At 43.9% G+C, this 22,371-nt stretch carries 15 protein-coding genes; all 15 read right to left on the bottom strand.

The genetic code is table 11. The features are described 5' to 3' along the window. Window positions 1-8: 8 nt before the first annotated feature. The 15 genes from NQ564_RS05495 to NQ564_RS05425 all read right to left on the bottom strand — a co-directional run bounded on the left by NQ564_RS05495 (window position 9) and on the right by NQ564_RS05425 (window position 22,349). On the bottom strand, window positions 9-1,103 hold the full coding sequence (locus NQ564_RS05495; RefSeq protein WP_008148339.1) for a Coenzyme F420 hydrogenase/dehydrogenase, beta subunit C-terminal domain: 1,095 nt from the start codon (window positions 1,101-1,103) through the stop codon (window positions 9-11). Between the two features lie 390 nt (window positions 1,104-1,493). Then, window positions 1,494-2,525 carry a glycosyltransferase family 2 protein gene (locus NQ564_RS05490; protein WP_008148340.1) on the bottom strand — a complete coding sequence of 344 codons (1,032 nt, stop codon included), beginning with the start codon at window positions 2,523-2,525 and terminating at the stop codon, window positions 1,494-1,496. Beyond that, window positions 2,516-3,631 (bottom strand): polysaccharide pyruvyl transferase family protein, encoded by a 1,116-nt coding sequence (locus tag NQ564_RS05485; RefSeq protein WP_008148342.1) that lies wholly within the window; start codon window positions 3,629-3,631, stop codon window positions 2,516-2,518. The genes NQ564_RS05490 and NQ564_RS05485 overlap by 10 nt, the downstream gene beginning before the upstream one ends. Before the next feature lie 152 nt (window positions 3,632-3,783). Continuing rightward, window positions 3,784-4,881: a polysaccharide pyruvyl transferase family protein gene (locus NQ564_RS05480; protein WP_008148343.1), complete on the bottom strand. Its 1,098-nt coding sequence runs from the start codon at window positions 4,879-4,881 to the stop codon at window positions 3,784-3,786. 218 nt (window positions 4,882-5,099) lie between these two features. Further along, window positions 5,100-6,245: a Coenzyme F420 hydrogenase/dehydrogenase, beta subunit C-terminal domain gene (locus tag NQ564_RS05475; RefSeq protein ID WP_008148345.1), complete on the bottom strand. Its 1,146-nt coding sequence runs from the start codon at window positions 6,243-6,245 to the stop codon at window positions 5,100-5,102. Between the two features lie 74 nt (window positions 6,246-6,319). Continuing rightward, the gene (locus tag NQ564_RS05470) at window positions 6,320-7,849 is read right to left on the bottom strand and encodes an oligosaccharide flippase family protein (RefSeq protein ID WP_008148347.1); all 1,530 of its coding nucleotides are present in this window, start codon (window positions 7,847-7,849) and stop codon (window positions 6,320-6,322) included. 1 nt (window position 7,850) lies between these two features. Further along, window positions 7,851-8,912: an endonuclease/exonuclease/phosphatase family protein gene (locus tag NQ564_RS05465; RefSeq protein WP_008148350.1), complete on the bottom strand. Its 1,062-nt coding sequence runs from the start codon at window positions 8,910-8,912 to the stop codon at window positions 7,851-7,853. Continuing rightward, window positions 8,887-10,812: a UDP-N-acetylglucosamine 4,6-dehydratase family protein gene (locus NQ564_RS05460; RefSeq protein WP_039848115.1), complete on the bottom strand. Its 1,926-nt coding sequence runs from the start codon at window positions 10,810-10,812 to the stop codon at window positions 8,887-8,889. The genes NQ564_RS05465 and NQ564_RS05460 overlap by 26 nt, the downstream gene beginning before the upstream one ends. A 988-nt stretch (window positions 10,813-11,800) precedes the next feature. After that, window positions 11,801-12,688, bottom strand: a complete 888-nt coding sequence (locus NQ564_RS05455) for a beta-propeller domain-containing protein (protein WP_008148356.1) — start codon at window positions 12,686-12,688, stop codon at window positions 11,801-11,803. 4 nt (window positions 12,689-12,692) lie between these two features. Beyond that, window positions 12,693-13,565, bottom strand: a complete 873-nt coding sequence (gene lsrF, locus NQ564_RS05450) for a 3-hydroxy-5-phosphonooxypentane-2,4-dione thiolase (protein ID WP_008148358.1) — start codon at window positions 13,563-13,565, stop codon at window positions 12,693-12,695. A 117-nt stretch (window positions 13,566-13,682) separates the two neighbouring features. Continuing rightward, on the bottom strand, window positions 13,683-14,297 hold the full coding sequence (locus NQ564_RS05445; protein ID WP_008158010.1) for a DAK2 domain-containing protein: 615 nt from the start codon (window positions 14,295-14,297) through the stop codon (window positions 13,683-13,685). Between the two features lie 7 nt (window positions 14,298-14,304). After that, complete coding sequence (locus NQ564_RS05440; protein ID WP_008148363.1) at window positions 14,305-15,321, bottom strand: dihydroxyacetone kinase subunit DhaK; 1,017 nt, start codon at window positions 15,319-15,321, stop codon at window positions 14,305-14,307. A gap of 35 nt (window positions 15,322-15,356) precedes the next feature. Further along, entirely contained in the window at window positions 15,357-15,671 is a 315-nt protein-coding gene (locus NQ564_RS05435; protein ID WP_008148365.1) for a hypothetical protein, read from the bottom strand. A 116-nt stretch (window positions 15,672-15,787) separates the two neighbouring features. After that, window positions 15,788-18,223: a cytochrome c biogenesis protein CcsA gene (gene ccsA, locus NQ564_RS05430; protein ID WP_008148367.1), complete on the bottom strand. Its 2,436-nt coding sequence runs from the start codon at window positions 18,221-18,223 to the stop codon at window positions 15,788-15,790. 130 nt (window positions 18,224-18,353) lie between these two features. Further along, the gene (locus NQ564_RS05425) at window positions 18,354-22,349 is read right to left on the bottom strand and encodes an SUMF1/EgtB/PvdO family nonheme iron enzyme (RefSeq protein ID WP_008158017.1); all 3,996 of its coding nucleotides are present in this window, start codon (window positions 22,347-22,349) and stop codon (window positions 18,354-18,356) included. Window positions 22,350-22,371: the final 22 nt, after the last annotated feature.

Raw genomic sequence — 22,371 nt, 5'->3', positions numbered from 1 at the left:
TTATAATCTTAGTAACTTGTATGCCGCATGTAACGAATGAAGTCAAGTCCCCAGCGCATCAGACGGATATAATATTCCCTCCAAAAAGAATAGTGCTGAGTATGTTTATTAAACGATACCTGTAGTCCTTCTGCTACGTAAGTAGCATAATATCGGTTTCGTTGCATTTCTCCTAAAATATTCTCCACCAAAACCTTATTCCCGTAAATAGCTTGATCAAGGTTACTCTCAAAGCTTATTATCTGACGCATTATCTTACTATACATTTCTTTGCCCTTATCTGAATTAATAAGAATCATTGAAATACCCTTGTCGTCATCCAAATCTGGAAAGTCACGCCCTATCCCCCAAAAGTCTCCAAGAGAGAGATCACCTTGTCGATTAGTTGTTGTAAACGGACAATGGAAACAAGCATTACGCTGGCTCTTATTACCGAGGAAAAGTTGCATATAAGGATCGAACGTTGCATTCTTAAAGTATTCCTTGCCATTATCAAAATGAAGGTTTATGTATAAACGCTTCCATTCTTTTTTCTTGCTTCGAAAACTGATAAAACGAGCATGCGAACCATACTGTTGTTCCAGCATCTCTTTATATTCCTTGAAAAGTTTAGGTGAAGGAACACCATGGCATAAGACGTCTACACTATAGAGATTATCAAACGGCTTGATTAGAAACCTCTGGAGCCCAGCCACCTGACAAGGAGTACCAGAGAACAGAACCTTTCTTCCATCAAGAAGTAGTTTGCGTATCTGTGGGAAAACTCCCTCCACATTACTCTGTACATACTTACTCGAACGTAAACGAATAATATCTTCCAGAGTCTCACAAATAATGTGCACAGCTTGAAGATTTTTATCCATCTCACAACCAACAACTACTCCCCCTTCTATTATAAAAATCTCAGCAAGGAGAGAGAAAACACCGCCAGAAGAAGATGCTTTACGAACAACCGCATTTTGATGCTTGGCTCCAATTACACGTTTCACACTTCTCTCAGATTCTGGATGTAACATTGGACAAACCTTCTCGCACAACCCACAATTCACACATGTAAAAGTATCTACCTTAGGAAACTTAAAACCTTCAGCATCCTCTATCATTGTGATACTATTATGTCCACATATAGATGCACAAGCAGTACATCCACAACATTGGTTTTTATCGGTTATATTAATCATTTGCTTATATTGATTATCCTCTACTACCCGTGATTAAACTCCAAAATCTCGAAGCATGAATCTTGAGGATATCGCCTATTTTTATTAATACATATATGGTCAAAATCGGAAGCCATAAATATTCACTTATCACAAGATATGGCTTCAATCCTGTAACTTCTGTATAGATACTCCCTGAGAACACATCACAAAAATCATATGGGCACAATAGATAAAGAATGAGTATTTTATCCATGAACGAACTTTAACATCTGGAAATAAATCACAAACAGCCCATAAACTAATGCACCATATCCAGCGGAATTAATGCATTTACTTCAAAATCTTTTTCAACGGATATAATAACTTTGATTTCACTGCTTCTAAACGTGCAATCTTAAGCATTTTACTAACCTCATTATTACGCGCGAGAGTAAACAATTTACCATTCAGTTGCGAGTTCGACAATAATCCTCTACGAATATATTCATCCTGTAAAACATGCTGTAAATGAGACACTTGTTTATCTATACTATATGGGGCTCTTATTTCCATACTAGTTAGAGCCGGAATACGGCAAGCGAAATGATAATCAATATTGGCCAATATATTAACATTAACGATTCCCTGTTGCTCCACAAACAGACGTATATCATCAAATGCCCTACGATAGTGCTCATATAGATCGGGGTGAAAACGATTAGTGGCTCCATAACCCGACTGACGATAATAATACAATGGAAGTCTAATATATCGAATATTATCAGCCATGAGTATTACCTTCCAACAGAAAAACATATCCTCTCCATAAGTCATAGTAGGATCAACGCGAATTATCTCGCCTACACGGCTCCGCCGTATCGCTTTGGAACAAAGCGATACGGCGGAGCCGTTCGCCATCAAATAATTGAAGGCCTCCTTATGCTCATTCTGTACATCCTCTATTTTTACTTCTGATGGTATCGGGACAAACTTAGGATTTGTATAAAATGTAGCAAAATCCCATACGATAATATCCGGATACACCTCTACAATCTCTTTTCTAAGAAACGACAATAACTGTGGATGAAGTATATCGTCAGCATCCATGAAATATAAATATTCTCCCCTGCATTCGTCAAGTCCGCAATTCCGTGTAGTACTCACACCTTCATTAACCTTATTTATCACACGAACATTCCGATATTTCTTTTCATATTCACGAAGCACAGACAACGAACCATCCTTTGAACCATCATTAATAAGCAAAATCTCACAGTCGTCAGTATCTTGCACAAAAATACTATCTAACGAAGTCCGCAGATACTTTTCTACATTATAAACAGGTACGATAATACTTAAAAGCGGATTTTTCATCATGTCCATTCCTTTAATAATTCACACCCTTTAGCACCATGTTTTTGCATGATACGATGCACTTCTGCATAATCAATACTTTCCTCAATAACGCGAATACTACCACTATAAATATGATTACCCAAACCCAATGGATTGAGGAGTGTAGTAATGCGATCGTTCATCTTTATAGCAACACCTGTAACAGGATAAGTCAAAAACTTTCTACCAAACAAAAGAGTAAATACAGTACCGTGAAAAGAGTTAGTAATGACATATTCAGCATTAGCAATGAGGGACAACCATTCATGAATGCTTGCCTGTGTATGTTTGAATTTATCCTCTTGACCTTGACTTGCAACATAAATAATTTTCAACCCTTTTTCCTTAGCAAATGCATGTATCTCTTTCCAATTGATGATTGTACGTGTTCCAAGAAAGTAGATAAACAAATATTTATCTTTAGGCAACTCCTTAGACGCAATCTTGAGATAATCTGTTGCTGTCAATAACATCGTTGGATCAACAACGCATACTGCATCTCTACGACCCGCATTTACACAGATCTCCACCCCACTCTGTTCTCTAACAGAAACATAATCAAAGCGTTTCAACCATTCAGACAAAGTTTTACCATCAGGTAAAGTATCGCATCCACCAAAACTGGCAGCATAAGCAATTTTACGTATTTTATCATGCACCCAACTTAAATAGTAAATACCATCATGAGTATTCCAAATTTGATCACTCCCAACTACAAAAATATCTGCAACAGGGGGATCATTCTGCAACTCTTCAAATGTATATACCTTAGTACAATTCAAATACTCTTGACGAAACTGCTCAAAACCGAGGTCAACAGTACGCTTTCGGAAACTCCCATGTGTAAATACATAAAAAGCAGAACTGATAACACGCTTCACCAAATAAAATGGATAAGGCAAAAGACGATAGACTATACGCGCCTTTTCCATTAATTGCTGCTTGAATGTAGGACTATAATCTCTACCATTCGTTGTACGCACCAAGAAAGTCTCATGCCCCAACGACTGCAAATATGTCTGTAAGGCATAGCATTGCAGTAACTGACCATAATTATCTTCTGTTTTCCAAAAAGTTAATATACCAAGTTTCATTTTCCTTCTATTACCAACTATCACTACTTACTAATATATTCCTATTATAAACAATTCATGGACATTATATTTTCAGATACTAAAATTGCGACTCATTCAAGTCTCTAAGTTTATTAAAATAAACAGATACAACATTTTCAAACATCTCCATACTATTTCAACGCATAGGTTAAAAACTTCATAGATTCTATCTGTCTCTTAGATAAAAGTATATTTATTTCCTGCCAATCAAAGGTTGGAATCTTAACACTATTAACATCGTTACAAATACAATCCATCAAACCGAAATTTGTAAGCAAAGACTCCAAGCGTGTATTACCTCTAACGGCATTCAACTTTACCACAAAAGGCACATTAAATAGAATACAAAAAACTGCCCCATGAAAAGAATCTGTTATAACAAATGAAGCATTATAAATATTACTCAACCATTGTTCGACTGATATATTAAGATGTGACTGTAAAGATTCTCCTCGATAGAAAATAGGTGATGCAATATTAGAACGAATCTCAGATATTTTAATGGCATACGCAATACGCTTAACTAATGTACGTACCGATTCCGATTCTTCCAGTAAATAATTCAACACATAGCCATTGCTCTTCTCAGAAGTAACAAACTTCATGAAACCATTCTTGCCTAAAAGCATTGTAGGATCAAGCACCCAAGCAGCGTCCACACCAAGTTTCTCTTTACATAATGTAACCCCAGTATTTTCGCGTACAGAAATAGCATCGAATCGTTTTGCATATTCACTTACAACAGGAGTCAGATCTTCACCATACTCCCATTTTTCAACACCGAAGCTGGCTGCATAAGCTATCTTCTTTGCGTTACTCTTTACAAAATCAAGATAATAGTTCTTTATATTTGCAGAGTAACATGGACGCCAGCATTGATCACTACCAACGATATAAGCATCCATAGGATGACTTTCCACATAGGCATCAAATACAGCCTGCGTAAATAATCTATCTGTATGTTTGATGTTCTGTTGCACAAACGGTTGCTGCAAACGTGACAAATCCGCTTTCTGCTTACTTGTCAACAAACTAGCATCATAACTCGACTTTACCATTTGAAAAATCCGTTTAGCTACCTCCTTCATAAGGCATACAGACCTAGGTATATGACGATCAATGGTAATAGGATCATGCCCCATCTCCCTTAAAACTTCCTGCAAAGCATAATTCTGAAGCAATCCTCCATAATTACTATGAAGGGCTTGGGTTAGTATTCCGATTTTCATCCTTTCTATAAGAATTATTCCAAAAATTTCTTTACTTTATTACCTTTAATCCCTATGTATCATTTAATCACATCTAGACTTGCTTTGACCACAGTTTTTCTGCCCATTAAATCTGATGTCAGATATTATAATATCAAATATGAAAATTAAACAGATTTACAAGCATAGTATTCCAATAACTGTTCATAGATATCTTCTGAATTCTAAAAGTAATATTTTCACTTTACTAATTTCAAATTCATCAACAAATTATAAATCCACACCTTACACTGAATTTTAATCGGTAATTGAGTCGCACGAGAAACAAACTGTACAAACTTTTCTGGGTAATGTCTATAAAATTCATCTCGTTTAGTGGACAATAAAGCAGACTTGATTAAAGCTGTATTTCCTTGAAACACTTCTTTATATGAAGATATGATTTTGTTTACATTTATTTTTGATACATAAAATATCCCTTTGCTTGTATTCACAATTGTACAACATATCCCTTTATCATCATCTATCTCTGGTTTTACATTCTGTATACCCCAATAATCACCAATCGTTATATCACTTCCACTCTTTAAGCATTTACTCGGACAAGCATAGCAAGATGGACGCAAATACAAATTTGCCAAAAATCCTTTCATAAAGATATTTTCATTATGGGGTTCTGAGAGCAAAACAGTATTTTTTGATCCGTACTCGTCGGTCACAGAAAGGGTGAGAGCAAAACAATATTTTTTCCAACCTAACCGCTTATTCCTAAATTCAATATGAGAAATATTCCGTATCGAATTTAGAATGATTGATTCAGAGTGGGAATAAACTGAAATTCTACTATTGCCCAAATGGGTAATTAATTCATTCAAATATTGACGCCAAACACCCGAGCTTGGTACACCGTGGCATATAAAATCCATAGTTAAAAGATTTTCATATTCTTTCCGAAGATACAATTTCAAACCTGCAATTTGACAAGGAGTTCCTGAAAATAAGACTTTCCGTCCTTGTTTCAAAAACTGTTCAGTTTGACTAAATGTATTACCTATTCGACTCTGAACATATTTAGATCCTCTAAACACAGATAAGCCTTCTATTGTTTCCACATAATCATGAACAACCTCCCAATCCTCATTAAAACGAGCACCAAACACAACACCTCCCTCTTTAATGATTTGATTCGCTAATGCTGTGAATATTCCACCTGAAGAACTTTGCATCCGTATTTCTTCATTTTTATTAAACGCAGCATACACTTCTAATGGTTCACGTTCACTACTTTGATTTAAAACAGGACAAACTCTCTCACACAGTCCACAATCAACACAAACGCATTCATCTACAACAGGATAAAAAAATCCCTCTGTATCTTCCTGCATCGTTATGCACCGTTTAGGACAACACTGAACGCATGCGTTACAACCACAGCATTGTTTTTTATCTTCTATATTTATCATAAAAATCTTTGAAGCCGATCCGCGATTCTACGCAATGGAGAAAAAAATAGTTCTTTTTCATAGAGATTCATCCCAAAAAACAAAAACAGAGGAATATAGACCGATGAAAATACTAATATACCTATCACAAGCATCCATACAGTTTTTATATTATAAACTCTAAACAGATTATAAAACAATACTCCTACAATCAATGGTGTAATAGACATTTTGCTTATTTCTTTCCAGAATTGAGGTATATCAATATGAATTACTCGATGATAATACACATTCATTGCAATAATCTGCCCAGCAATTAATGCTAAAGCTGTTCCCACAGCACATCCAATACCTCCATATTGTTTAGCCAATGGAATGGATATACATAAACTAGCTACCGCTATAATAACATAAAGTGTTGAACGAAATTTCATTTGGTTCCGTGCCTGCAATATTGTTATTCCTAAATTTTGTATATAAGGAACTGTTAAAGGGATGAAGAAACATAAAGCAATCCAATAGGCATCCATGTAATCTTCACCAGCCCATAAACAAATAAAAGACTTTCCAAAAACAATAAAACCTGTTAAAATAAAAGCCATTATAATATACTGGATACGCCCAGTACGAATAAAAAGATCAGAAATAGCCTTCTCATTGTTCTCTTTCGTCACCATAGCGGTCACCTTCGGTAGAAACACACCAGATATAGCTGTAGAAAATCCCATATAAATTGCTTGTAACTGAATGGCAACCGCATAAACAGTTACTACCGCCGCCCCCTTGAACACCCCTAACACAAACTGTCCGGTGCTCCAATAAATACGATCCATAATGGCATTTAGAAAAATCCAAAAAGAATAAACGGATACCTCTTTGAAAAAGCCCCATTGGAAATGTCCGAAACGTACTTGGATCTTCAATCGCTTTTTACAATACCAATAATTGATCAATAATGTAACTACATTAAAGATTGTTGTAACCACTACCATTCCTATAGCTCGATAACCAATCAAAAGCATGGCTATCATTACCAATGGATTCAATATGATTCGTACGATTCCTACTAATTTTTGAAATACAAAATTTTCATATGCTGTGATAATCGATCCCCAAATACTCATTGGGAAGGTAAAAGCTAAATTAAAGACCATTAGTAACATCATGACACGAATTTTATATAATTCGCTATCATCCATAGTTGCATCAAATAAATAGTCAACATTAAAATAAAGACCTAACCCTACCAGCAATGCTAAAACTCCGATTCCTATATAAAGGAGAAAAAACATTCCGAACATTTCATATTGTTCACGAGTTTTTCCTTCTGCACGAAATTTTGCCGTATAACGGACTATAGCATTTCCAAAACCTAAATCCAAAACGGTCAAATAGGCTACCACCGAAGCGACAAGGGAATATAAGCCATATTCCGACTGCCCCATCATACGCAACATGAATGGGGTATACAACAAGCCTACAATATTATTCAAACCGATAGAGACATAAGAAAGGAATGCCCCTGCTTTGAGTTGATTTATTGCCATACTAATTTTTCAAACATCCTCTCCAAACAACCATATTATGGTCACTATAAGATACATCCGGAGAGAAACAATCCTGTCCTTTTAAAGATTCAGAATAAAAAACATAATCAATCCGCCACAGTCTATACAACTGCCGGAAAGTATATTGATAGCCGTTTCCGGCATCCTGAAAACCATCTGTCAAACCTTTTCTCACTCGATGATAGGTGTAGGAGGCGGGCGTATCATTGAAATCACCGCAGACGATAACCGGATAAGGAGATCGTCGGATTTCAGCATAAATCGAATCAGCCTGAATCGCTCGTTTCCGGTTGTTGTCTTTCATTTGCAAGATCAAGTTCTTGACTGCTTTTGCACGGATCTCCAAACTCTTGCCGGGAGCAGTAATGATACCGCGATAAGCATTGACGCTTGTTGTCTCGAAGTGGTTGTTGATCACGCGGATGTATTGGTTGTTTATTCTTACATCGGCGATTAACGACATATTACTGGAATTCTTATAATACAGAGCTTTTACCGAATGGATCGGATAACGACTGTAGATCGTAGTCGGTAAATGGTCCGTACGGCGGCTGATATATTTATACAGTACATAATCGAAAGCGTACCGGATACTGTCCCGATGATAATACCCGTCACCGGGGGCTTCCTGGAAGCAGACGATATCGGGTTGTAGCTTCTTGATATAAGCGGCGGCTTCGTTCATGGTGTACTTTCTGTCCCAATAGAAATGGCTGGCGTTGTAGGTGACTACGGTCAGCGGGGTTCCTTCTTGTTCGGATGCAGCCGGTTCATTCCAATATGGGGGTTGATAAACGGCTAACAGATAATCTGTATGAAGCAGGATCGCTAACAAGGGAACTATAGTTTTCCATTTCGTCTTCGTGAATAATTGTATCGCCACTAACAACAGATTCCCTGCCAATATCGGCCAAACCAGTAATGTCAAGAAGGATAGCCAGATGCAAATTCCATCGGCGTAATAGCCTCCGGCCAAACAGAGGACGGATAATACCGCAAAAAACAGGAGTAGGGTATTATTCAACCTTGTCCAGCACTTCATATACTGAATTCTTGCTCTTGAACTCCGGCACGATTCCTTTCATCATCCGGACGGTACCCATTTTATCTACTCTGATGGCAAGGTCGATCAGAGGGTTCATGACCGTACAGATGTCTTCGTAATCGTATTCCCGGACTTGGGCACGGTAGATCTTTTCGTTTTCCGTAGGTAATGTATTTTCTTTCGTTGCTAAAAGTTCTTCGTACAACTTTTCACCCGGACGAAGACCGGTATATTTGATCTCGATATCCTGCTCGGGGACAAGACCTGCCAGTTCGATCATGCGACGTGCCAGATCGGCGATCTTTACAGGAGTTCCCATATCGAAGACGAAGATTTCGTTTCCTTTACCCATAAAGGCGGCTTCCAAAACCAGACGGCAGGCTTCGGGGATCGTCATGAAGTAACGGATGATGTCGGGATGGGTAACGGTCAGAGGACCGCCCTTCGCCAACTGCTCGCGGAAACGGGGAATGACGGAGCCGTTACTGCCTAACACATTGCCGAAACGGGTAGTGATAAAGCGGGTTTTACCGGAATACCGACCTTTGCTGATAGCGATACTCAGGCTTTGTACATACATCTCCGCCAAACGCTTGGACGCTCCCATGACATTGGTCGGATTGACCGCTTTATCGGTCGAGACCATAATGAATTTGTCTACTTCATATTTGACTGCCATATCGGCCACGTTACGCGTACCGTAGACATTCGTATGGACGGCTTCGCACGGGTTCTCTTCCATCAGGGGCACATGCTTGTAGGCGGCGGCATGGAACACGATCTGGGGATGGAAACGCTGGTAGATGCTTTCCACACGGTGGATCATACGGATATCTCCCATGACAGGGGTAAATTCGACATCGGGGAACTTTTCTTCCAGTTCCAGCCGGATGTTGTGCATCGGGGTTTCGGCACTGTCGAATAGGACCAGTTGCTTCAGGCCGAAGTGACAGAGCTGGCGGCAGAGCTCGCTACCGATGGAACCGGCGGCTCCGGTAACCAAAACGACTTTGCCTCTCAGGGAGTTGGCGATCTCCTCCATGTTGATACGGATCTCTTCGCGTCCCAACAGGTCTTCGATGCGGACTTCGGGAAGGGTACGCAGCTGTATTTTACCTCCCTGGAGTTCGTCGATGGAGGGTAACAGCAGCATACGGATCTTCTTTTTCTCGCAGAAACGGACCAGGCGTTCGCTTTCCTCTTTTACAACCTTGTAATCGGTGAAGAGAATGGCCTTGATGTTATAGCGGTTCACCAAACGGTTGAATTCTGCCTGATCGGAAACAAAATAGACTTTATAGATTCCTATACGCATAGAGATTCTCGGTCCGAACCGAAGAATACCTTCGACCTGATAAGAGGAGTTTTCGCGTAAAAACGAATCGTTCAGGAGTGCCGGAGAAGAATTCTCATGCCCGAAAATAAGGAGTTTGTCTTTACTGCGGGAAGTCATGCTGCTCACCATAAAGGTATAGGCCGTGATCAGGAAAACACGGAAAATCGTCAGGATAAAGAAGGTAAGGAAGAAATCGATCACACTTCCCAACAGGAAGCTACGGAAGGAAAAAGCATCAGTCGCCAGGAAAAGGATAGGCAGGATGATCGCAACTTTCAGAGAAGAGGCCATAGCGATACGACCAGTCTCGGTAAAAGCAGAGTGACGGATAATCCCTTTATAGGTCTGGACAATAAAGAAACTGATAATGCTACAAAACGACGAGACTAAAAAAACTTTGAATATAACCAAGTTGGAATAATCATGGTCTAAAATGTAGCTGATTAAGGCCAGGGAGGTGATGGTCGAAAACACGGAAAGAAACAGATCAATCAGGAGAATCACCCAACGATTGATATATTTTTCTCGTGTTAGCCTTAATAATAAATAGTTGATTTTCATATGATTAAAGAATTAATTACCCCACACAAAAGTTCGTCAGTCCCAATATAGGCAACGTAATCGAATAATCTTGGTTACAAAATCTCAAAATAAAATACCATTAATTCGTATTAGAAACGGCGGCTATTTTGTACTTTAAAGTACAAAATAAGAGGTATTTAAATACCTCTTCAGGTGATAAATAATATTTTATTTTGACAGTGAAAATATATTTAATTTCTTTGATATTCAAACTTTTTCGAATTTTAATAGCTTAATTATCAATTATATCCGATTTTTACAAAAATGTATGATAATCATATATTAATTTTATTATTTACTTTAATTCACAAGAATATTTTTTACTATTATAAATGGATATTTTTTCGATTATACTAATCAAATAACACATGATTATCAATTATTATTGAAAAAAATTTACCCTAATCATAAATTAGACTATTTCTAAATAGTGTAATTTCATCCGCTCTTTTTCGGCCGTATAACAATGAAAGATAATCAATCTTGATTTTTCCTTTGTTAACCAATTATCATAAAATATTGGTTTACAAATATTTATCATACAACCTATTTCACACGAAAGCTCGTCAGTCCCAGAAGCTGGAAAAACGTAACAATCTGATTATATGAAGATTAAGCGTGTTCTAAATGACTAAAAAAAACGTACGTTTTTTTTAGTCATTTAATTTATGAAATATTGTTAATGGCTGACTATCAGGGAGTATCAGGTCTATTCCTTGATGTATTTGACTGACAGGAGAATAAAAAACAAATAAGAATATTTGAGATTCAAAGATTTTAAGTATATTTGCTCCCTCTAAATGACTAAAAAAAACGTACGTTTTTTTTAGTCATTTTATATTTACGGAGTTTAGCAGAGATTGATAGTTTTAATCTCTTTTTCAGAAAAATGGAGATAGGAAGAGTTCAATAAAAAAGGGTATATCAAATGAATGACATACCCTTTTATGATCTAAATAAAGATGGCTTATTCTATCGTGCTAATCGTAGAAATCATACCGAACTTTTCGTTGTCGTTCAGGTTCCAGATTACTTCACCTTTATCGTTTATTTCAAATACCTGGGGACTGTTGGCCTCTACGGCATTCTTGTCATGTCCCTGCCAGTTGCAAACGTACAGGCCACCATCTTTTGCAGGAAGCAAGCCGGCCACGAAGAACAGGCGGACACCTTTGATATCGTTCTCACCGTAACGACGGGCTACTTCGCCGTTATCGAGGTTCACCTCCATCAGGGAGTGACCGTCACCACAGGCAACCCAATGGTTGCCGTTCGCCAACGCCAATGTCGTGAAGGGAGTCCCTTCGAGACGGGTGATCTTCACGACTTCGCCTTGCGGAGAGATCTCGCGCACGTCGGAAGTAGCAAAGAGGGGCATCAGGTAGTTACCGCGTGCATTCTTGTTCAGTTGTCGGAACTGGGCATGCGGATTTTCGATGCCTGTCTCATACTCGGTACGCGACAGGATATCTCCCTTCGGACTCACCTCCATAATGACAGCCGGATGACCGACCCAACCCAAGAGGTAGTTGCCGTCAGGCAACACGCGGGCAGTCTGCATCTCGCAGGTATCGGGAGCGGCAATATTCCAAATCTCCTGATGGTTACGGTCGATCAGCTTCGCACCTCTAGCATAAGCAAAGAGGATATTTCCGTCGGGAGTGGCTACAGCCGAGTTGCACTCCCAGCCTTTTTCAAGGGGATGCTCCCACTCTACCTGCTTGGTGTTCTTATCGATGATCACGATCTTGTTCCAGCCGGAACCACCCAACAGCAATTTTTCTGTCTTCCTCTCGCAGGAGGTGGCGGTTACCAGCAATAATGCGGAACAGAGATAAGTAAATAATTTATGCATACCGTCACTTTGATAAATCTTGGAACATTTCGAAACCTTGTTCCGGTGTCAAGCCTTCGTGTACGACAGCATGTACGGCCTGGATCATGGCGGCAGGGTTTTCGCTTTGGAAAACGTTACGTCCCATATCGACACCGGCAGCACCATCGTTAACGGCGTTGTAGCAGAGTTCGAGTGCTTCCTTTTCAGGCAGTTTCTTACCTCCGGCGATCACAACGGGGACCGGACAAGCGGCAGCTACCTTTTCGAAACCGTCGCAGTAGTAAGTCTTCACGATAGAAGCACCGTTCTCGGCACATACGCGTGATGCGAGTGCGAAGTAGCGGGAGTCACGTGCCATCTGTTTGCCGACAGCCGTCACACCCATGACGGGGATGCCGTAGCGGTTACCCATATCGACAGCTTCCACCAGGTTAGCTGCCGTGATAGCTTCCTGTTCGCCGTCGCCGGCAGAGAACATGATAGCCATAGCCGAAGCATTGTAACGGATCGCATCTTCGATATCGATCAAGACGTTACGGTTCAATTCCGTCAGAATCGTCGAACCGGCATCCGAACGGAGGCAGACAGGCTTGTTGATGTTGGCGGGAATAGAAGTCTGCAAGATACCGCGCGTACACATGATACAGTCGGCATATTGTACGAGGGGAACGATATTCAGGTCGATACGTTCCAAACCTGAAGTCGGGCCCATGATAAACCCGTGGTCGAATGCCAGCATGACGGCACGGCCTGTTTTCGGGTTGAAGATACGAGAGAGGCGGTCTTTCATACCCCAAGAGTAGTTAGACGCACCTTTTACATGAAAATTGTCAAATTGGGAAGTCTGTCCGAAGCCAAAGTTATTCGCTTCTCTGAACCCATCCATATCTGCCATAGCTTTTTGATTTATGATTTATGATTTATAATTTATGATTTGGGGACTTATGATTTATGATTTATGATTTATGATTTATTATCGACGCATAAATCATAAATCATAAATCATAAATCTTTACAGTGCTTGTGCGAACGATTCGAACATGCAGCTCCAAGAAGTGGCACCGCTGTCGGCATAGCCGATGGAGCGTTCGCCGTAGTTACGCGCACGACCGAAGTTGGCTTTCATTTCCACGGTCGAAGCAGCACCGGCAAGGGCGGCTTTCGCTCCGGCTTCGAGGATTTCCTTGATGTCGTCCGAAGGACATGCCTGGATCGCTTCCACAGCCGGGATCAGGGCATCCATCATGGTCTTGTCGCCTTTTTGGGCCTTTGTCTGTTTCTGCACATTGGCGAGGCCCCCGGCAAACATCGCTTTCACTCCGGCGGCATCCAGCTCCGTTCCGGAAGCATGGTCGCTCATACCTAAGAAGAAAGCACCCAGCAGCGTACTGGTGGAACCGCTCACCTGCAACATGACGTCGAAGCCCATGTCGTTCAGCATAGCCTTGAACTCCGTTCCTTTCTGAGCCGTGGCCACGATGGCGGACATAGCTGTCACGATAGCCTGTCCGTGATCGCCGTCACCGATAACGGCATCCAGTTTAGAAAATTCGTCTTCGCGTTCTTTGATGTTCTTCAAGGCGTTGTCGAGCATCGCCTTGAAGTTTTCGATAGTCAGTTGTTTCATATCTCGTTTATTTACCGATTGTTGTCCAGTAAGGTGCATCAGCACGTTTGTTCTTCAGATAGTCGATATGATCTTCGTCGAGGATGGCCATGATCATCTGGAAACCGGCCTGTTCCTGTACGGTCAGGATTTCCTGGATGCGGCTTACGACAACCTGGAGGCCACGGGCTTCCAGTTCCTTGTAGGCTTTACGGAAAATGATATTCAGCTCCATATGGGTAGTCGCTCCTACGCCGTTGATGATAAGCATCATCTTGTCGCCAGCTTTCGGTTTGAGCTGCTGGCAAAGCAGGTCTACCATTTCGGCAGCCGTATCGTCGGCAGACACAAGCGGTTTCTGTCCGCCACCGCCTTCACCGTGCTGTCCCATACCGATCTCCATGATGCCCTGGGGCAGGTCGGTGATCGTACCACCGTTCTGCGGATGCGTACAAGAGCGCATGGCAACGGCCAAAGTAGCAACATTATTGTTATAGCGTTCAGCGATTTCGACCAGTTCGTCAAGTGTCTTGCCTTCTTCGGCTGCGGCACCCAAGATCTTATACAAAGGTACGCAACCGGCCAGTCCACGACGATCGTTGATGTCGGCATCGATACCGGCACTGATATCATCGTGAGTCAGCACTTGTTTCACCTTGATGCCTACGCGTTCCGCCAACTGGCAAGCCATGTTCGCACTCATCACGTCGCCGGAATGGTTCAGAACAACCAGCAGGATACCGGCTTCACGCTTCATCAGCTGCAAAGCCTGAAACAGACGCTGTGCACCGGGAGCGGCAAACACATCGCCTACGACGGAGCAGTCCAGCATACCTTCGCCTACGAATCCGCTCAATGCTGGTTCATGGCCGGAACCGCCCAACGTCACGATCGCCACTTTGTCTTCACTCTTCGGGTTGGCACGTACGACGATATTTTCTCCCCCTAACTTAACCTGGTCCGGGTATGCCAATACATAACCTTCCAACAATTCGGGTGTTATCTGTTCGGGATCATTTATGAATTTTGTCTTCATGTCTGACATGGTATTTTCCTCCTTTATTTAAGTTATTAATGTTGTTATTTGATTTCCATGATTTCGATAGCAATACCTTCTTCTTCAATGAAAGCGATCGTCAGGTGTTCGTCGCATACAGCCGGACCGAAGATCACCTTCTTGCCTTTCAGTTCTTCTTCCAGCGAAGGAACCGTATAGGCGATGTGTCCCTGTTTCTGTACCAGTTCGGGCAGGCAGCTGCCTTCTTCAAACTTCAGGAATTCGATGCGGTTCGGACTTTTGCTATAGTCTGTCAACCATACACTCAGGCCTTCGTTAAACATAGCCCCTTCTACTTGTTCTGTCGTTACGATACCGACGTGATTAAATGTTCTCATGACTAATTAATTTTAAGTGTTCGTACTATTTTTATTCGTTATCTGTTTTCTCTACTTCAAAGCATATATGTTTCGCATTCAAAACACCGGTGCTTCGTTTTCAAAACATATATGTTTCACCCCTTCGTCTTCCCTCTCCTGTATGAAAGGACAGCCAGGACAACGACTCCCCCCAAGGCGATATAAAGATAGGTGAATATTCCATGCACATTATCATTTTGACCGTATGAATGCATTCCGCTCAGGAAATAATTGACACCGAAGAAAGTCATCAGCACGGAGGCGAACGCAATCACGGATGCCAGGTTGAACAGCCAGAGGCTATTCCAGCGTTTCACCAAGTGGAGATGAGTCACTACGGCATAGACGACCATCGTGATCAATGCCCACGTCTCCTTCGGGTCCCAGCCCCAATAACGGCCCCAGGACTCATTCGCCCAAACAGCACCGAGGAAAGTACCGACGGTCATCAGGGCAAGCCCCACCCACAACGCCATCTCGTTTACAATGCTCAGTTCGGTGATACGGGCCTTCAATACATCCCCGTTCTTTTTTCCGGTAACAGACATCATCCCCATATTGGTCAGCCCGATCAGGCAACTGATGCCGAAGAAACCGTAAGCGGCAACGATAACCGCCACATGGAACATCAGCCACGGTGATTTCAAGACCGGCACGAGCGGATTGATCTCAGGGTCCATCCAGTTCAGGCCGGAGACGAAGAGGATGATACCGCCGAACAGGGTGGCCAGCGCGAAGGTGATCGTACTGCGGCGCACGAACAACAGGCCGGCAAGGACAGTCGCCCATCCCACGTAGACCATCGTCTCATAGGAGTTGCTCCAAGGAGCATAGCCACCGATATACCAGCGCATCCCCATACCGAACATGTGATAATGGAAGACAACCAGCACACCGATTCCCAACAGCCATAAGACGACCTTCATCCAGCGACTCCGGCGGAACAGCATCACGAAAGAAAGGACCAACAGCAGTCCGCCTAAGACCAGGTAACCGATCTTGCAATAGCGGAAGACATCCATCTTATTATATTTCAATTCGGCCTGCATACGCTTCGGGCTGATATCGAGTGTCTTGTTCTTGGCTTGCTGGTATGTGCCAATCATGCCGACCACTTCATCAGCTTTCGCCCAATCGCCACTCTTCAAGCCCTCCTGCACCTCGCCCAAATACCAGTCGAGAATACGGGAGACGAACATGGAGTCCTTGCCGCTGAAGGCGGAGAGGTCGTCACCGGGTGCATACCATTTATGATTCGGATCGTCTTCTTTCGGAAAGAGGTTCAGCATTTGGTGGTTGATCAATTGGTGGAAGATGTTCAACTGCTCGTCTAATTTCATCAAGTCCTTGTCGAAGCGGGTCCGCTGGGCAGGCATCTTGTTGTAGGCTTCCTCCAACTTCTCCTGCAATTTATAATTGCCGTTGCTGTCGAATACCTGGATATAGGCACATTCGCCGTCCGTCAGGTCATAATAAGCAGCCAGTTCGGGGTTGGACAGGGCGATAAAGGGAACGCGCATCCACATATCCGGCATGGCTAAGAGGCTTAAAAGGAACTGGTCGGAGTTCAGTTTGCCGACCTTTTCCGATTTATGGAGCTTACGAAGAATCTCCGAAGAGAAAGTGTTGACCGGCATCATACGGCCACTACCCGACTGGATCGGAAGGGCGCCGAAGAGGGCGGCATGCTCCGGGCTCACCGCGTATTTCTGCACGGCATCGAGCATCGGGGAAGTCTTCTCGCCGGCATTTACGGACAGGGAAACGGCAAGGAGCGCAAACAACAGGACCGTTACGTTGGTCGCCTTGCGCAATTCTTTCAGGCGGCGACTCTGACGCATGAAGCGGGAGTCCTTACCGACCAGACAAAGGATCAAGCCGATGACCAGCAAGAGATATCCGGTGTAAGTGATGTTCCGTCCCGCCACATCGCGGTTGACGGATAGGATGGTACCGTGTTCGTCTTGGTCATAAGAAGCCTGGAAGAAACGATAGCCTTTTACATCCAATACGTTATTCATAAAGATCCGTTCCTCGCGGTCCTCCCCGTCCACATGGACGATCACTTCGCTCTCGTAAGAAGAGGGGCTGGCAGAACCGGGATAGCGGGTTAAGGTGAATTTCTTCAGTTCAACGGAAAAAGGCAGGGTATGAAAGGTCGTGTTATCGGAAGTGCGGACAGCGATCTGGTTGCTTGTCTCCCCTTCACGCAGATGCAGGATTCCTTCTTCGCCGAAAAGGAAAGAGGTCAGGGCGCCGAGAAGGATGATGATAAAGGCGAAATGAGTCAGCATCAGTCCCCATTTGCCGCGTTTGAGGTATTGGTGTTTGATCGTAGCCGCGATAAAATTAACGACTAAAAGGAATTGGAGCAGGAAAAACAGGGGGGAATAATACACCATTGCTTTGGCTGCTGCTGTACCGTGATACTTTTCGATGAAAGTGGCAACGGCCAGGCCAAAGGCATAAATCAGTAACAGGACGATCGTCGTTACAAAGGAGGAGAAAAATCTTTCGAGATTTGTTTTCATTTACTTTTTTATTAGAGTTCACAGATGCGGCAAATGTACGCAGATTAATCGTTTGATGAAATAACCGGTGGCAATCTGCCACATCTGTGCGCTCTATTAGTTGATAGATATTATCTATACCTCTTCATTATCAATCTTCAATGATCATACGGAAACCGACATTGAACACACGCTGGTACGGATAGTAAGCCTTACGTGTGTGGGAAGCCGCATACTTCGGACGGTCGATATAAGAACCGCCGCGGGCCACCTTGTATTCGGATGTCTCTTTCGTCTTCTCATTATACGGATACGATACATAGTCGGAACGGGTCCATTCAGCTACGTTACCGTGCATGCTGTACAGACCGAACGGATTGGCTTCATAAGCCTTGCCGCCAACCTGGACCAGGTTACCGTCGTCTACGCTCTCTTCTTTCGGAAGATAGGTATAGTATTTGTACCACGGGTTCGTCTTCGCCATCGGCTGCGGGTCCACACCGTAAACGGCAAACAACAGCGTTGTCTTGTCTGCCAAGTTGTCCTTCTTGCCGAAATCCGTGTGCATGTCGCCATACCAGAAGTCCTGGTCGCTACCGGCACGACAAGCCCACTCCCACTGTGCTTCGGTCGGAAGCGTGATCTTGAGACCAGTCTTTTCGCTCAGTTTCCGGCAGAATTCCATCGCATCGTTGTAGCTGACACGGATGACAGGCTGTTCCGGTTTATTGGCCGGATATCCCTGAACCACGTGGTCTTTCCATTGCTGGTCGACGAAACGACTGTCATGATCCGGGAAGACAACGTTGAACTGTTCGTTCGTCGTTTCCAGCTCGGCCATCCAGAAGGCTTTGTCGATCTTCACTTTGGCAGTCGGATAAGCATCCGGTTCGCCACGGTAGCTACCCATCACGAATTCACCGGCCGGAATACGGACGAAATTGACTTTCACTCCCGGAGCGATTTCAACCACCTTACGGGTTTCCTTCTCCTTAGCCAGCATTTCCTTGATCCGGTCGGAACCGAACGGCCAACCTTTCACCTTCAGGTTCTTTTCCTTTACAGGAGCAGCCTTTTCAGGCATTACCGGGGTGATCGGACCTTGCTTCTTCAGATAGTCGGCATAGTCGGCGATTTCCTTCTTCCAATCGACACCGGCTCCGTTCGCATATTTGTCGGTCAGTTCCTTACGACGCTTGATCTGGTCGAATCCTTTATAAGGAAGCATCGTCAGGACATTCGCGTTGAAGTAACCTTTGTCGGGAGCATTATAGTCGATCCAGTTGTAAAGCGTCTTCCATTCCTTGTCGGTCAGCTTCACGTTGTGATGGCCTTTTTTCAACAGGCGGACGAGTTCGCTCGTGTTCGGATGATATTCATACGGCTGCAAAACAACCATATCGCCTTCACCTCCCTGACGGTGCACATACGGATGCAGGTTCAGGTAGGAAGTACCATAGCCCCTATCATCTTTCTTACCACCACGCAAGTCGAACGCTTTTCCTTCACCGTTATGACAGGCGATACAAGCGCGATCCAGGATCGGCTGCACTTCCAGATCGAACGTGAAAGAACGGGTGCCACCTTCGGGCAACGTCAAAGCAGACGGAGCTTTCTGCGAAGCAATCACACGCTTCGGGATCGCGATCTGGTTCTGGTCTTCGTGGCAACCGATACAGGAAACCACTTCACCGGGCTGACCGGTCACCCAGCTACGCATCCACTGGATAGCCACGCCGTCTTTGTCCAAAGGCTGGATGGATATCGGAGTGTTGGCCGGAGCTTTGAAGATCACGGAACCGTCTTCTTCGACAGGAACCGTACCCAACATACGTTTGATATCCCAACCGGACTGGATTCCGTGCCAGTTATGGTCGGAGCGAGTCTTCACATACGCATATTCGTAAGCATGCAGACGCAGTGACTTGACCGTTCCGCGAGGAATACCCTTCAACCCCTCTCCTTCGTAGATGTCCTGGATAAAGAAGGTCGCTTCCTTTTCATTCAGTTTCACACGGTCGGGAATAGACGGAGGAGTCTTTGTTTCACGCACCAGGATCGGGCTGATATAGCCTTCGCCTTCTGCCTGCATCAGACAGGTCACGTTGTCGTAAACGTCCACCAGGTAAAGTCCCCACAAAGCATGCGGATCTAACTTGGCTGCAACCAGGAAGTATTTGTCGTTCAGCGGAGTCGGTTTGATGAACTGCGGCCAGACACCGTTTACTAACTCATCTTTAATCTCTTCCTTGATCGGACGGTTGCGGTGAGGGATTTCCTGTACCATACCGGCTGTGCTCTTACGTCCCTTGGTCGGATCGAAGATGATCATACGGCCTGAACGTGCCACACCATGGTGACCGGAGATGATTCCGACAAACGCCGAACCGTGACCGGGCAACGGCTGTATGTCGAACGTACTGTTCGGGAACATCGCGCCGCTACCGTAGAGGGCTTTGTTTTCCGTTCCGTCCGGATTCATATGCATGACGATACGGGAATAATAGTGAGTCAGGTCGGTGTACTCCCAGCGGGTGTACATCACACGACCGTTATTCATGATGACCGGATTCCAGTTGGCATCCTGGTCGAATGTCAGACGGCGCATGCTCTTATCCTTCGGATTATAGAGTACCATATTGCCGACAGCGTCATCGCCGTTTACGCAGGGCACACCCTGGTAACCGATGTTGGAGATAGCGATCACACGACCGTCAGGCAAGTAAGTACCATCGTAGAACTCCAGATCCGGCTCGTCGTTTTCCACAAGTGGCTTGAAGCCTGTTCCATCCAGCTTCACTTCAAACACGTTCCAACGCTTGTCGTCCTGTGTCTGTGTGAACATCACGCGGTCGCCGTCCCAATGTAGCTTCAGGTCGGCGATGGAAGAACCGTTCTTCGGTTTGTAGACCTGACGCATCTGTATATCGCCACGCAGGTTGGAGAGTTCGACGATCTCGGCATCAAAGCCTTCACGACCGGCAGATTCCTGGTTACTCCAGTTATTCGCCTGGGTTCCCAAAGAGGGAGTCATGATCTGGTGTGCCTTCGAACCGACCTTGAAGCGGGCGGCCACGATCTTGTCGGCATCCAGCAAGGGGTTTGCCAGCAAGATGGCACGTTTGCATTCCAATGCTTTCTTGGCATCGGCGATGGCCTGTTCGTCACCGTTGTAGATACCTTTGAAACCTTTCTTTTCGAGCTGTACCAGTTCGTTCAGCATCGGTTCGTATTTGGCGGCGTCGTAGCCTTTCTGCTTCTTCATATCGGCGAAAGCCAATTTGACAGCCTCGACGTTCAGCCATTCCAGATCGCTCTGAAGCGTGTACAGATCCTGTACTTTCTCCACCAGCTCGAGATATTTGCGAATCTGGGTATTGAGGTCTTTCTCATTTGCGATCTGTTTTGCCACATTCGAATAGTAGGCACCGTCCTTCAACCGGGCGATCGCATTATCCGCAGCCTGCTTTTCAACCGAGGCATCCGGGGTGATCAGCCAGGTATCCAGGCCGTCCAGTACAGCGCCCAGCATACCGATTTCTTCCGGATACTTGTTGTTCAGTTCTTCCGCCACAAAGTTCGGAACCGTATTCAATGCTTGGAAGAACACGCTTCCGCCGCTTGAAGTATCGTCGATACCGACTTCGGCTTCGAAACGGACATACTGGCCCCCCACCGGATATACTAACGTACCGTTCGCATGACAGAACACACCGTGCTTGTATTCCTTTCCGGCGATCACGATCTCATGATCGTAGGCATTTGTGTTCATCTTAGGCTTCGCCCAACCCGCAACACCATATTCATAAGGAACTTCGTCCAACCATACGGCCGTACCATCGGCCTTGATCAAACGGGCGTTTGCCCATACAGCCTGGTCATAATCCGTACCGTCAGGACCTCCGGCCGTTACAAGCACCAGCTTATCCACACCTTTCAAGTCTACCACGAAAGGTTCGGCTTTCGCCTTATGCTTCACCCAGGTAGAGATGACGGGCATTCCGGATTTCTTCAGCTTTGCCTGTAATTCCGTTTTAGCTTTGACAGAAGCATCAATCCACGTTTCCGCCTTCTTCTGCTTGGGTCCGGCGGATACCATAACAGAAGAAGACAGAAGGAGTGATACTAATAAATAGTATTTGTTCATGTAATAAATTATAAGGTGGTAT

The organism is Parabacteroides johnsonii DSM 18315 (genome assembly GCF_025151045.1).
GTDB lineage: Bacteria > Bacteroidota > Bacteroidia > Bacteroidales > Tannerellaceae > Parabacteroides > Parabacteroides johnsonii.
The sequence above is the reverse complement of the archived record's forward strand: the minus strand, read 5'-3'. Positions and strand labels throughout refer to the sequence as shown.